At 50.2% G+C, this 13,656-nt stretch carries 9 protein-coding genes; 2 read left to right on the top strand and 7 right to left on the bottom strand.

Going from position 1 to position 13,656, the window contains the following annotated elements; translation table 11 throughout:
- Positions 1-132: 132 nt before the first annotated feature.
- Both GT409_RS13385 and GT409_RS13380 read right to left on the bottom strand, forming a co-directional pair.
- Positions 133-2,235: a family 20 glycosylhydrolase gene (locus tag GT409_RS13385; protein WP_160629569.1), complete on the bottom strand. Its 2,103-nt coding sequence runs from the start codon at positions 2,233-2,235 to the stop codon at positions 133-135.
- Between the two features lie 91 nt (positions 2,236-2,326).
- The gene (locus GT409_RS13380) at positions 2,327-4,093 is read right to left on the bottom strand and encodes a hypothetical protein (protein WP_160629568.1); all 1,767 of its coding nucleotides are present in this window, start codon (positions 4,091-4,093) and stop codon (positions 2,327-2,329) included.
- 170 nt (positions 4,094-4,263) lie between these two features.
- Between GT409_RS13380 and GT409_RS13375 the strand changes: the two genes are divergently transcribed.
- Entirely contained in the window at positions 4,264-5,106 is an 843-nt protein-coding gene (locus GT409_RS13375; RefSeq protein ID WP_160629567.1) for a helix-turn-helix domain-containing protein, read from the top strand.
- A gap of 66 nt (positions 5,107-5,172) precedes the next feature.
- Here GT409_RS13375 and GT409_RS13370 read toward each other — a convergent pair whose 3' ends face one another.
- The 3 genes from GT409_RS13370 to GT409_RS13360 form a co-directional block, all read right to left on the bottom strand.
- Positions 5,173-6,720: a sulfatase-like hydrolase/transferase gene (locus tag GT409_RS13370; protein WP_160629566.1), complete on the bottom strand. Its 1,548-nt coding sequence runs from the start codon at positions 6,718-6,720 to the stop codon at positions 5,173-5,175.
- Positions 6,721-6,755: 35 nt separating this feature from the next.
- Complete coding sequence (locus GT409_RS13365) at positions 6,756-9,818, bottom strand: alpha-N-acetylglucosaminidase (protein WP_160629565.1); 3,063 nt, start codon at positions 9,816-9,818, stop codon at positions 6,756-6,758.
- 68 nt (positions 9,819-9,886) lie between these two features.
- Positions 9,887-11,419 carry a hypothetical protein gene (locus GT409_RS13360; protein WP_160629564.1) on the bottom strand — a complete coding sequence of 511 codons (1,533 nt, stop codon included), beginning with the start codon at positions 11,417-11,419 and terminating at the stop codon, positions 9,887-9,889.
- Positions 11,420-11,767: 348 nt separating this feature from the next.
- On the opposite strand from GT409_RS13360, the gene GT409_RS13355 reads away from it, so the two are divergent.
- Positions 11,768-12,676, top strand: a complete 909-nt coding sequence (locus tag GT409_RS13355; RefSeq protein ID WP_160629563.1) for a helix-turn-helix domain-containing protein — start codon at positions 11,768-11,770, stop codon at positions 12,674-12,676.
- Between the two features lie 19 nt (positions 12,677-12,695).
- Here the strand turns inward: GT409_RS13355 and GT409_RS13350 are convergent, their stop codons facing one another.
- Entirely contained in the window at positions 12,696-12,929 is a 234-nt protein-coding gene (locus GT409_RS13350) for a hypothetical protein (protein WP_160629562.1), read from the bottom strand.
- A gap of 10 nt (positions 12,930-12,939) precedes the next feature.
- On the bottom strand, positions 12,940-13,641 hold the full coding sequence (locus GT409_RS13345; RefSeq protein ID WP_160629561.1) for a sialate O-acetylesterase: 702 nt from the start codon (positions 13,639-13,641) through the stop codon (positions 12,940-12,942).
- Positions 13,642-13,656 lie beyond the last annotated feature (15 nt).

Here is a 13,656-nt window from a genome sequence, read left to right as displayed (position 1 = left end):
CACTTTGCTCACTTTTATTTGCAATTTCGACACAAGGCTAGGCATCCCGAGGCCAATCACAACGACAAAAAACATGCCGATGATGGACCAGTCCAATGTACTCAGCTGTATCATACGTTTTCTCTATATATTTTAAGGAGTAGTGATCTTCAGGTCATCTAGATAGATCGTGCCCGTTTGTGCAGTTTCTGTCGTTACACGAATCAGAATTTCCAGCCGGTCAACCACCGGCGCCGGCAACACATCCCCTTCCGGCAAAACCTTGGAAACGTCACCTGGCAGCGATGTATCATAGATCTGCCATGCAGCACTCTCCAGCGATGCAGACGGATAAACCGGCAACTTCTGTTTGAAGAGTTCGGAATAAAACTTCAACGCATACTGCTTCTGCGGTTTTTTGGAACGCATGCGCACTTTTGTATAAACGGCCCCGGCACCCGTATCCGTTGCTGCCAGAAAATGATATTCCACCCCGGCAACCTGAATATCATCCAGACGGGTCCACAGGCTGATATTGTGCGTTCCCTTTCCCGGCGTACTGAACTGCACCGCTAGGCTTTCGTTGCCGGAGTAAACAACATCGCTCGTCAGCGCCACGCCCGTTCCGGCACCGCCAACCTGCCAGTTGCGAATATCCGACCCCTCAAAACGGTCCATCATCTTTTCCTGAAAGACCGGCGGCTCGGACGAATCCTTCGCTTGGCTCAACGCCTCCCGGGTTACCGGGCTCAGCGTATGCGTTTTGACAAATGTTTCCGTCAACCCTTCGACCGCACCAATGCACTCTTCTGCAGAAAGAGACCGCCGATCGTTCCACAACCGCTCACCCAGAACACCGGCACGGTTGCGCAGCAGTTTGATTTCCAGTGCCGCCGGAAGCTCCCACGCACAAATCTGACCGCCCAGAATCCGGTCGGTCGGCTTTACGGACAGCCCGTCCTTCGCGGCCGACTTCGGCCACCAGTGTCCCCATTGACTGAGTTCCCAATCGTAGATTGCCGTCAGGTCCGGATGACGACGATTGGTGATATACAGCGGAACCCAGGTGGTATTAATAACATTGTGCCCATTTTCAATATATGCCCCAGGCATTTCATAATAGCACTCATACGACATCATCGTGAGCTCCGGCGGCATGGCTGGATTCCCTTCCGCAGCGACGCCCTCCCATGCGACCGGGGTCTTCCCGTGAGCTGAAATCAGCAGCGAGACCCTGCGCACAAAATAACGGTACAGCTCCTCGACATCCGCAAGCCCGTTCTTCTGCAGGAAGAGGTTATAGCCTTCCATCTGCGGCCAGATCTCTTTTTCGCGCTTCACTTCATCCGCACCCAGATGAATGTACGGAGTGGACTCAAAAATTTCGCAAAGTTCACCGATCAGGTCATCGAGAACCTCATAAGTTCTATCACTTAACACATCCAGCACAGGGCGCCCGCGCGCGGCGGTTCGGGTTCCGAGCTCCGGCATCAGCCGGATCAGCGCATAGCTGTGACCCGGCACATCGAACTCCGGAACAATGGTGACACCCATAGACCGGGCAAACGCCTCCAGCTCTTCGAGCTCACGTTTGGTATAAGTAGTGTTCTCGGCGGACAGCGCGGGATACTTTGTCGAAGGCAGTGTCCACAGCTGAGAATCGGTAAAGTGAATGTGCAGATAACCGAGTTTATACCAGCGGCAGAGCTGAACCACATCGCGGATCACCCCGATCGGATGCGGCTGCCGGGCCACATCAATCATAATTCCCCGGTACGCCTGATCCGGCCGGTCCGCAAGCGTCATCTCCGGAAGCGAATCACCGGAACGGAGAGACCCCAGCAGCTGCTCCAGCGTCACCCCGGCCCATGCAATCCCTTTCTCGTCAGCCGCCGATACGACCATGCCGTTCTGCGAAACAACCAGCCGGTATTCCTCAGGAGCCAGCCCGTCATCTTTCTGAAACATCAGCACAGTGGAGCCGCCCGCAGATTCATCAACAACGGAAAAACGCTGCTGACCCTGCTGAAGCCGAACACGAATCATCTCCACAGCACTGCGAAACGCGGCTACTTTCGGATCGACGATCTGCAGCACGTCAGACGCGGCCGGAATCGCAACGATCTGCTCCTGAACCGAAACAGTCTTGGGAACCGGAATCAATTCCTTCAGGCGGTCCTCAAACTCAGAAAATGCCAGCACCGGAATCATCAGACTCGCGAGCATACAGATCATCGACTTATGGATATTTCTCATTACACACATCACTACTTTTTCATTTTCACCCGACACTCCGCCGGTACAAACCTACCGGAGAGTTTTAAACCTCCGGCAGGTTTTCAAGGAGTTACTCAACCGTGAAGAAGGCCGATGAATTTGTAGCCGACACATAAATAAGATGGTTTGTGCCCTCTACGGTTGCATAGGAAAGATTGGTGAAAACCAGCGAATTGCTGACACTGTCTGCATGCGCCACGGAAGCCCATGATCCGGACACCAGATCATCGCACCGAACCGGCAAGAAGCTGTCCGGGTCTGCACCGTCGAGAGCCACAACCAGTTTGAGCAGGCTGTCCGACGCCATCTCCATGGAAACAATCCGGGGATTGATAATGCTGCCGGGAATCTGAACCTGAAAGTCGTCAAAATATGCCGGTTCCGATCCCGTATAGGTGCTGTCAAACGTCGTCATTTCCAGAGCCACTGTATTCATGTTCGCCAGATTCAGCTGATTGGTCTCTGCGAGGGTTTTGGTATACGTATAACTGTCCCCCGTAACCGTATCCGAAACGGTTGCAATAATCTCCCCGGAGTCGGCGGCATAGGAAAGCTTGAGCTTTACAATGTTGTTGCTGTTATAGTTCTCAAAGGTGCCTCCCCCGATCATAACCGGGCTCACGGTCGAATCTTCCGAGTAACCGGTTCGGACCTGAACCAGGCCTGTAAACGGATTGAAGCGCATGGAAAGCGAATCTGCGGTCTTGGCACTGACAGATAAGGCATCCGTAGCCGTGGTAAAGGAAATCGAAAAGCCGGGAGTCCAAGCATCTTTGACCATATCCGTCAATTTGGCATCCACGGAAGCGCTCACGAGTCCGGTGACACTGCCAAAGTTATACGGCACAGCCATCTGCCCTCCGGATTTCCCGGGAATACCGGCCATGACCTGCTTCCCGCCCGTCGTTTCAAAGAACTGCATGGGACGGGCCCCGTGGGCCGTTTCCCACGCCACGTGCCCATACTGGAGGGTTGTTCCGTCAACCAGAGAACCATTGGTAACAGCAGACCGCTCACCGCTGCCGAACGAAAAATTATCCTGAAGGAAGGTAGTATCCATATACGCAACGCTCACCTCAAAATCGTCAAAATACGCCGGGGTTGACCCTGTGTACGGATTGTTAAACGTCGTTACCTCCAGAGCAACCGTATCCATATTGGTAATAATCAGGAAATCCGATACCGACAGGGTCTGGGTGAAGGCTGCGCTTTCGTCGGTAACCGTATCCGTCACCGTTGCATTGATCTCGCCGGAAATGGTGTTGTAGGAGAGAGAAAGGTTCACAACATTGTTGCTGTTGTAATTTGCAAACGTGCTTGAGCCGATCAAAACCGGATTCTCGGTCGAATCCGCGGCATATCCGGTTCGAACCTGTATCACGCCGGAAAACGGATCAAAGCGCATCGAAAGCGAATCTGCTGTTTTTGCATTAACCGACAAATCAGAGGTAGCAGTAGTAAAAGAAATCGAAAAGCCGGGCGTATAAGCATTTTTCATCATATCCGTCAGTTTGGCATTCACGGACGCGGTCATAATTCCCGACACACTGCCTGCGTCAAAAGGAACCGACATCTGCCCGCCGCCTTTGCCGACAACACCAGCCATCACTTGGTCTCCACCGGCCGTTTGATGAAACTCCATGGGGCGGGCCCACTGGGCTTTCGACCATGCCACATCCCCGTCCTGAATCAGGGTTCCCTCCACCAGGTCCCCGTCTGCAATGGCGGACCGGTCTCCGCTGCCGAACGAAAAATCGTCCTGCAGCACAACGGTACCGCCAAAGCTCAGGCAGGCCATCGCCAGCCATCCGACAACTGTTGTTATTTTCGTATACATTTTATCACTCCTTCATTTTCCAGAGCTGCTTCAGAGGCTCTCTATCCCCGCAAACCCGCTCTTAATTTTCAAACCATTATCCCAGTCAAAAAGATAAATTAAATAACATAACATTTGCACTTTGCACACTTTTATTTGCAATTTCGACTGCCATACCCCATCATTGGCCCATGAAACCTAATATCCAGAAGCTTGCGCAGCTGTTCGTGACCAACCGCGATGCCTACAACGGCATTTCTTATGAGGCGCCGCTGGAGCTGCCTAACAATATTCTGGTTTTCACCCGCACGACCCTTCGTCCCTCCGATTACAAAAACACGGTGCACCATCGCTATGTTCTCATCTTTTTCATCACAGGAAGCGGCTCCCTGTTTGTTGATAACAACCATTACAATGTTCAGGAAAACCAGGCACTGCTGATCCTGCCGTTCCAGCAGCACTATTACGCGCCGCCGTCGCAGGAAATCGAATGGCTGTTCATCTCGTTCGAGCTGGCAGAAACCCATCCATTCGGAGCCTTTCAGCAGTCAGTATCCATATCGGAGCTGATGCGATCCTCGTTACGGGAACTCCTGACAGCCTACCACACCGGGGCCGCGCAAAAAACCGCAACCATGCTTTCATGCATCCTTTACGAACTGGCAATCGGAAAGGCGGCACACCCGGTTTCTCCCAGCACCGGGCAAATCGTCATTGCAAAAATCAACACCTACATCCATCAGCATCTGGACGAACCGTTCACGCTGGATGACCTGGCCAGACACTGTGCATTTTCGGTGAGCCACCTGCGTACACAGTTTAAAAACGCCATGGGAATTTCGCTGGGACATTACGTACACAGTGTACGAATCAACCATGCCATCAAACTGCTGCTCCGCACCCGCCTGACAGTCAGCGAAATCGCCTACCAATCGGGATTTTCATCCCCGGCAATTTTCTGCCGGGCTTTTAAAAAAGAGATTGGAATATCCCCTCTGAAATTTCGAAAGAAGCAATCTGCTTCTGCCAAGTAAGCCTCACTGACAGCGACTTAGAAAAACGCAGCTGAAATATTGACCAAAAAGAAAGCCCCACAGGCCTCACCTTGTGGATGCCTCATTCTCAAATAGAGGAGTCGTCCGGTTCAGCGGCGGATACGGCCGACCCGTAACGAGTTCTCCATTCTGCACAAATCCTTCCGGGCGGCCCTCAAGTCTTTTTATCAGCCGTTTTCTCCACATTTCAAGCTGTTCGGTGGAACTATCGGCCAGAGAAAGGTCGTTTATTTCAGAAGGATCATGATCAAGGTCAAAGAGTTGCTCTCTTCCCGTGGCAGGGCGCCAAATATATTTATACCGACCATCCGTTAAAGCATGAAACTCCTGCTCATCGCTGTAACATCTGGCGTGCTCAAAATGAAGCACTTCACGGATGTTTTGACGCTTGCCTCTCAAGACGGGAACCAGGTTCGTGCCATCGACACAGGATGGAGCCCGCACGCCGGCCAAAGCCAAAACCGTCGGCATAATATCTTCAAGGCAAACCGGCTGCCGATTCCGTAATCCATGCTCTAATCCCATCTCTGGAGAGGCTGCAATGATAAACGGGATATTTGCAGCCCCTTGATAGGGTTCACATTTCCTGAAATATCCATGATCAAAGAGCATTTCACCATGATCGCTTGTAAAAACAATCACCCACGGTCTTCCAGCTTTTTCGCTTCGCTCTTTGAACTGTCGGATTAACGAGTCAATTTCCGTATCGATCTGCTCGATCAAACCGAAATAACCGGCCTGTGCACGCCTGCATCGCTCGCCGGAAAACCATATGCGGGTGTAGGGTGGTGTGCCTTCTGAAGGTACTGCATCCCAATCCACCCAATCCCCCCTAGCCGGCCCCGGCAATATCGAAGCCATGTGCCGATTAAAATATTTTTTTGGCGAAAACAATGGAGGGTGCGGCGAATAAAATGAAGTCGTCAGGAAGAGCGGCTTATCTGGCGACTCATTGCGAATAACGTCTTTAGACCGCGCAACGGTCCATGTCGTCGGATGCAAATCATCATTCAGCGGCCACGAACTGGCCAACCACAGATTAACATCGTTACCGGACGAACGAATAAGTTTTCTGATTCCTCCGCTTTCCGGAGCTTCCCGCCTCAGAAAACGGTCGTATTCATCATTGCTTACATAAGTGGAACCCAAGATATTTTTTTGATATCCACAAGTACCACTCTCCTTCTTTTGATGCATATTCCGCCCAACAAGCACCGTGGAATACCCATGACTGGCCAACACGTCAGGGAGAGTCGGCGTCGTGATTGTTTTTGCAGCAAACCCCACCACACCGCTACTTTGCGGGGACAAACCGGTCAACATTGCATATCGTGCGGGAATACAAGATGGAACCGTTGCATACGCCCGTTCAAACAAGGCGCCCTCAGACGCGAGTTTATTCAGAGTCGGCGTCCTTACTACAGGATGGCTCAGAGCCGACAAACAATCGCCGCGCATTTGATCTGGCATAATCAACAGAACATCGGGGCGTTCATCGTTCCCGCCAGTTGAAAAACCGAACGTATTCGTCCTCTTTGCAGCACACGCAACCCCAGCTATCGAACCTATCCCTATAAAATCCCTCCGCTTCATATCAAATTCCCTTCAAATATCTGCTACGGGCACTATTACCAACGTTGATCTTCAGCCTTTTGCGTAGCCGGGCCTTTTGAGGCAACTGAAAACAAAAGCGTGTTGTGACCACCTAAGTAGCAACGCTCAACTTCCTGACCTTCGTTGTCATATACTACAGCGCTCCCGTCTTCCTCCTCATATTTCCATTTAAACTTCTGTACGCTGCCAAGCTCTTCCGCATGCACCACGAGCATTCCGTCCGGCTGGAAGTCCGCACAATAAAGCGATCGCTCCCCAGTTTTATCCCGATAATACCAGGCTCCACAAAAATCATTCGAAGAGCGGGCACGATAAAAAGGCTGCGGGACATCCATCAGCAAGGTTTCCCACCTGTCTAAAATACGACCCACTTCCTGAACTTCATCCCCTGAAGCCACCGAAGGGTATGTCTCGCGCCCTTTCAACCAGCCCAGCTCTAATGCCACATAATCCGGGTCCGGAGGATTTTCACCTCGAATTTTTGCAGCACCCCACGATTGGAAAAGTTCCCACCGTTTCCTGTAAAACCCATCTAACAGACCAGACCACTCCCGGTGCGAATAGTCGTTTAAGATTCCTTTAAACGGATACCAAGTGGTTACCAGCATGCGGGCATTATATTCAAAGAAATCTTGTTCTCTGGAATCCTTCCCCCATGAACGGGCATCATCAATCCACCGACCCAACAAAAATTCATCGCGCGTTTTAAGCAACCGGTCCTGATCGCTTAACAGTTCTAAGAACAATCCACTGTTTTTTTCAAACTCAACGTCGTTCTTCTCATCAATCGCCCGAGACATATCTCCAAACAGAGTCAATGCAAAATCGCACAGGGCCTGCCTAGTCACATCCACAAGATCATATCGATACGCATCACTGTGAGAATACCGGTCGGAGCACTCATAGAGCAGCCGAGCAGCCTGGGCTGTCATTCTGACATCATAATACCGCCGTAACCGGCCGGGAAGAGAGGCTCCGCGTAAAGGCGGTGACAACCTAGGACGAGCACAAAATATCGACTCCGGCGTGCGCCGGTTCCCTTCCCGGTTTCCCTGCTGCCCATAACTTCCATAGGAGGAATGATAAAGCAATTTCCAGGCTTTCTGAGCCGCAGGAAGAATTTGCCCATAACGTCGACAAATATAACCATCCAGCCAATTCGCCATATCCGGAGCCGTCTTTCTCCAAACCATATCAGACAAGAGGTCGTTCACGACAGGATTACATAATGTTCCTTCCGAAGTCTGACCGATTCCCTTAAGAAACTTTCCGACGTTTTCGTTTTCCAGAACTAACGGAGGTTCTTCGGCAATCCAATCCAGGCGTCCGTGCAATCCGACATTTCCACCGTAGTTCAGAATATAAGTCCATACCCACGGAAATTCGCCAAATCCTTTACGCTTTTCCCAGTTACGGAAATAATCCTCTCCCAGTGAAACGATCAATGTATGCGATGGATCGCATCCTTCCAACAGATATCCGGACGGATTGTTGCCCCACCCCTGCAATTCCCAAACCGAATCAGGATTTGCAGCAAGCATTGCACCTTGAATTGCTTCGGCATATTTTTTCAGGTCCGCCCCTTTTCGAATACCTCCCTCATGAAACAAATCACCGGCATAATATTTAACGGAACCAAACAGTTTTTCACTCTCCTCATACCATACCGCCGCAATCTCCTTAAACAGCTCTGATCTAGGATCCAAAACACTGGGACGTTCCATCCCGAACCATTGTCCCTGATGCGTAATCGGAGCGTCAGGATATCTCTCGGAAAATGTTGTTGGAACCAACCCCACATACCCTTGCAAAACAGGAGACATGCCAAGTTCATGCATCCGCTCGATTATTTTTTTCTGTAATTCAATGCGCTGATTAATCCACGATTCCGGCAACGGACCTCCGACCTCTTCCAGATTTCCCATCAAAAACCAGGGAAGATGCGCAGGACCGCAGACATACTCCTTTGCTTCATCGTGCGTATAACCAAATTGTTCCAACGTGTGGATCCAAACCGCTTCCGCTCCCACCATGGCAAGAGGATGGTTCACTCCGTTCAACGCCATCCAGTCAATCTCCTGCTCCCACCGGCTCCAGTCCCACCAAGGCATCGAATAACCAAACGTGCAATAATTGTACATACTGACGTAATGGTATGGAGAGACATGCTCTTCAAAAGATGCATCCGGCAGACTATCCGGCAGATTATTCACACCTGTAATCCGGCAAACCTGAGAATTCGCATAATGTTTCAAGTACCAACTGACTCCGCTACACAACGCAAGGGACGTTTCTCCCCAAACCGTTAACACGCCGTTGGTGGATTCAAACTGAAACGCCGTCGAAGAATTCGGGCCAATGCCCTCTTTCCACTTCAGGAGGACTCTGTCCGCAAACGAACCGAAGTTTCGCTCCAAGACTGCCTTGGCAGCCCTTACAACATCATTTGTCTGTAAAGATTCCGTGTTGTTCACAGTCCCGCAGATTTCGATAGCGGGAGTTCTGTCGGGAGCATCTTTCAACACTCCCACCTGAGCGCCCTGAGAATCCCACAAATACAACCGGAATTCAACCGGCTGGCTTATGCTATTCATCTCTGGAAAATCTTCCAGTCCTATCCGGACGCAATTATGCGTTGAGGGAAGCAGATTAACTTCTACAAGATTGGCAGAAAATTGGTCCGCACTAAACCGAACCGCAGCTTTCTTCGCACCGTTTCGGGAGGAATAAACATTGAATGAAATGCTGCCAAGAGCCAGCTCTGCGCCATTTCGGGGAGCCAGAAAAACCTGAATATAGCGATCCTCCTGCATCTGACCCGTATTTTGAAGATAATAGGTCATAAAGTGCGGATGCGAATAATAGGTTGTATTCGTTAAACGCCCGTCCAATTGCGCAAAAGAATTAGAAGCATCAACTCCCGGCCCAGCCACTGATACGTTCCACCGCGGATGCACGCTAAATCCGCCAGACAGCGACTCGGCGCTCCAAGCCGCCAGCTGTTCCGCACTCACACCCGCAAACAAAGCCAATAATCCCATCTGTACCAGCAGGACAGAAACCACACGCATTTTCATTCAATACTTCCTTATCAATGTCTAGTTCTAAGCCGGCTCTCCGCCAGCAACGCAAAATCAATCAATCCTTATTCCATTTCTATGAGCAAACGAATCATCTGCCGGGATTTTCCGACCATTGGAATTCGGTTGGTTACCGACTCAAATCCCTCATCCACCGTCCCTATACCGACCTCTACATCAACCGCAGATTCCCAAACATTGGAAATCAGGTTGTCCGTCAGCTCAACGGAATATCCCAATCCCCGCGTTTCATAATCAGACCGGCGTCGATAAACATATTCCATAAACTCTCCCTCTTGGGTTTTTCCAAACATTGGAAAAATCGATGGAGAGTCGTCCGGGTTACCCGGATCTCCGCCAAGTGCATATTCGGAAAGGTTATCGAGCCGATCACCGTCGGCATTGTCTGTATAATTAGTCGCATCTCCGACTGAAAATGTTTGAATCCAATTGGAATAGTTGGGTTTATAATCAGTAGTCCCGTCAATCTGAATTGAATTCCCTTCAGAACCGTTCTGAAGCCATGCGGTTTGTGCGCCGGCAGCCCCCCACAGGTAAATGCGAAATTCAACACAAGAACCTACACTGTTAAACTCAGGAAAAGAGAGGAAATCCACATTCACCCTATTATTGCTGTCGAGGATCAGTTCTTCCACCGCGATATCAGAACCGAAAGCATCCAGACTCGAACGCACGGCAACATGTCCTGCTCCGGCCGCTGAGCTATATAGACTGAGCGAAATACTTGTAATGCTTAAACGCCGGTCGGCATCCGGCGCAATAAACACCTGTATGTACCGATTGGTATCCATATCAGAAGTATTCTGCAGCTTATATGTCATTCGAGCCGTATCAGCATAATAGGAGGCAGAAAACTTGGTTTCATCGAGTTTCGCAACAGCCTGACCGGCATCCACACCCTCCACAACGTTAGTGGCATACCAGTTCGGATGACTGGCAAACCCTCCATTCAGATTGTAACCGTCAGAATTCCATTCCGCCAAAGGCTTCAAAACAACCGCACCGTCAATCTGAATCGAATTCCCTCCTGAACTGTTCTGAAGCCATGCAGTTTGTGCGCCAGTAGCCCCCCACAGATAAATGCGAAATTCAACGAGAGAATCTACTCTGCTGAATCCCGAGAATGAGCTGAGATCTACATTCACCCTGTTATTGCCGCCTAGGGTCAGTTCTTCCACTGCAATATCAGAGCTAAAAGCATCCAGGCTCGAACGCACGGCAACATGTCCCGATCCAGTATCCGGAGTGTATAAGTTAAATGAAATGTTGGTAATGCTCAAACGACGGTCTTCACCCGGCGCAATAAACACCTCTATATAACGGCTCGTGTCCATGCTGATAATATTCTGCAGCTTATACGTCATTCGAGCCGTATCAGCATAATAGGAGGCAGAAAACTTGGTTTCATCGAGTTTCGCAACAGCCTGACCGGCATCCACACCTTCCGCAGCGTTTGCGGCATACCAGTTCGGATGACTGGCAAAACCTCCATTCAGGTTGTAGCCGTCGGAATTCCACTCCGCCAGCGAAGCAGAAAAAGCGTTGCTTCCAACAAGCATGAAAACTATTTGCCACATAATTTTTATCTTATTTCTCATCATCTTTTCCCTTTCTTTCAATTCAGAATAACAACTCCTCCATCCTGACTTTAGGTCATCCTGAAACCAACACGAAAAGGGTATTCATCTTTCCAGAAAGTATCATAAACCGCTACACTTGACTTGCGGCTTAACTCATGCCCGCGCAAACACTCGCCGAGTCGTCCACAGTTCAGGCCCTGAAATTACTGCTGCCGTTTCGGCAATAAAAAATGCCGGGATTATTTTAACCGAGAGGCATTTCCCCAGCCTGAACCCGCTTGACTTACCGGTCAAACCCACCGATACCCGCCACGCTGAAACCTATCGCAATCTCTCTGGATTTACATGGGTGGATTGTATGAATTCAGGCATGGTTTTTCATCTCTCTTTGTGAAATATTCGGGCAAATGCCCGACAATCAAAAACCTAACCGCACCTTCAACACACAGCAACGCAGGGGAATTCCAGATGCAAAATCCGTTTAACAACGATCTCTATTTTATCAATTCATCCATTGTCACAAACTTGCCAAAACAAGGAACCTTTCTCCCTGTACACTATGGGTTCGTTTACATGCTGAAAGGTGAATTGACATATATCACTGACAAATCCCCCCCTCAGACCGTGCACTCCGGAGACTTATACTGCATGCACACCAGCCTCCAGACCATATTAGAGGGGGCTTTTTATCAGTCGATGTTTGTATCTTTTAATGGAAAAAAAGCCGGAGATTTCATGCGCAGTATCGGACACGGCCCAGACAATCCTGTCGTCAGAAATGCGCCAGATCGCATCCGAAATCTCATGCAGGAAATCATGAAAGCCCTGCCGACAAAAAAAACGCACAACCCTTACTTTTTTATCAATCGAATCACCGCAATTGCTGAAACAATCTGCGAGATCAACCAAGTTGGAAAGGCACCAGAAGAACACTCCTACTCCAGACAAATAAGGCAAACACTCGAACAAATGGATTATCAATGCCCAGGAACGACCGAACTTGCAAAAAAAATGGATGTCAACCAAAATACTCTGCGCCAAGCCTGCCTGAGGGAAACCGGCATGCCAGCAAAAAACTTTTTGGTTCACCTGAAACTCGAACGAGCTAAGGAACTGCTACGAACCACCTCATATAAAGTCGAATACATCGCCCTCACTTGCGGTTACAGCAACGATAAACATTTTTATAAAAGTTTCCGCCTGCACACAGGCACCACGCCATCCCGCTGGCGGGAAACCCAAAAAAACCACTAATCCCCACCTTCGCAAATTCTCAACCACTGGAACCCCGGTAAATCGTATAGTTGTTGGTGACTCCGACACTGGGAACCAGCTCGTGGCTGTTGACGATGAGATTGTCCGCCGTCGGGTCGAGATTAATCAGATGCGTGTACACACCATCCACATCCACCGGGGAATCCGCATCGGAACTCCACTCCGCCGTCGTCACTGTTGATCCGAAAGCGACACAGCTCACAGCCATCAGCAAAAAAATCAAAACATTCATGGCTTCGGGTCTATTCCTGAATCAGTTCAATGGCGGCATCCGCAAAGCGTTGGCCAAGTATTTTATAGCCCTCAATGGACATATGCAGGTCGTCTTTGACATCCCGACCCTTTGAATTCAACCCGCTGTTCAGATCGTCGCAGTCAACCCATACCGCGCGCGGACAGGAATCGGCAACCTCCACCTGCGCTTCACGAACCTTGGTCCAGTGGGGATAGCGCCGATTGGTCATATCAAAATCGCTGATGCGGCCGATCACAAAATTGAGATCATCGAGATCAAGGTCTGCGGCCAGCTGATCGCGTAGGCCGCGCAGGCTTTCGGCATACACATCACCGTTTTTCTCGCGGGCATCGCGTTCGCCCTGCATCCAGATGAACGTCACACTCTTCAGGCGTTCTCCGTCGATGGCGGCATTCACTTTTTCCATCAGCCGGTCGTAAAGGTCTCCGGTTTTTGCCGGCGAGGTTCCGTCGGGCGCTTTAAACTGTTTATACCAGCGCAGGATCGGCTGCCCGCCCATGGCGTCCTTCACCACAATCACATTGTCTTTCCCGAACTCCTCTTCAACAGCAGGAACAAACGAAATCTGCGGATCGAGACCCTGCATGTTCGACTGGCCGGACAGGATAAAAAGATGTTTGCCCGCCGCTCCGGCAGAAAAAGCCGCGGCCATTATTGCGATTAAAACCATGTTCTTAATTTTTCTCATTTCATTACTCCTTCA

This window comes from Tichowtungia aerotolerans (genome assembly GCF_009905215.1).
GTDB classification, from domain to species: domain Bacteria; phylum Verrucomicrobiota; class Kiritimatiellia; order Kiritimatiellales; family Tichowtungiaceae; genus Tichowtungia; species Tichowtungia aerotolerans.
Note: the sequence above shows the minus strand (reverse complement) of the source record. Positions and strands in the feature narration are given on the sequence as shown.

Excerpts from the sequence above, each read along its gene's own strand:
- GT409_RS13370 (WP_160629566.1), bottom strand. The coding sequence starts at position 6,720 with ATGAAGCGGAGGGATTTTATAGGGATAGGTTCGATAGCTGGGGTTGCG.
- GT409_RS13365 (WP_160629565.1), bottom strand. The coding sequence starts at position 9,818 with ATGAAAATGCGTGTGGTTTCTGTCCTGCTGGTACAGATGGGATTATTG.
- GT409_RS13375 (WP_160629567.1), top strand. The coding sequence starts at position 4,264 with ATGAAACCTAATATCCAGAAGCTTGCGCAGCTGTTCGTGACCAACCGC.
- GT409_RS13360 (WP_160629564.1), bottom strand. The coding sequence starts at position 11,419 with ATGTGGCAAATAGTTTTCATGCTTGTTGGAAGCAACGCTTTTTCTGCT.
- GT409_RS13385 (WP_160629569.1), bottom strand. The coding sequence starts at position 2,235 with ATGAGAAATATCCATAAGTCGATGATCTGTATGCTCGCGAGTCTGATG.
- GT409_RS13355 (WP_160629563.1), top strand. The coding sequence starts at position 11,768 with ATGGGTGGATTGTATGAATTCAGGCATGGTTTTTCATCTCTCTTTGTG.
- GT409_RS13380 (WP_160629568.1), bottom strand. The coding sequence starts at position 4,093 with ATGTATACGAAAATAACAACAGTTGTCGGATGGCTGGCGATGGCCTGC.
- GT409_RS13345 (WP_160629561.1), bottom strand. The coding sequence starts at position 13,641 with ATGAGAAAAATTAAGAACATGGTTTTAATCGCAATAATGGCCGCGGCT.
- GT409_RS13350 (WP_160629562.1), bottom strand. The coding sequence starts at position 12,929 with ATGAATGTTTTGATTTTTTTGCTGATGGCTGTGAGCTGTGTCGCTTTC.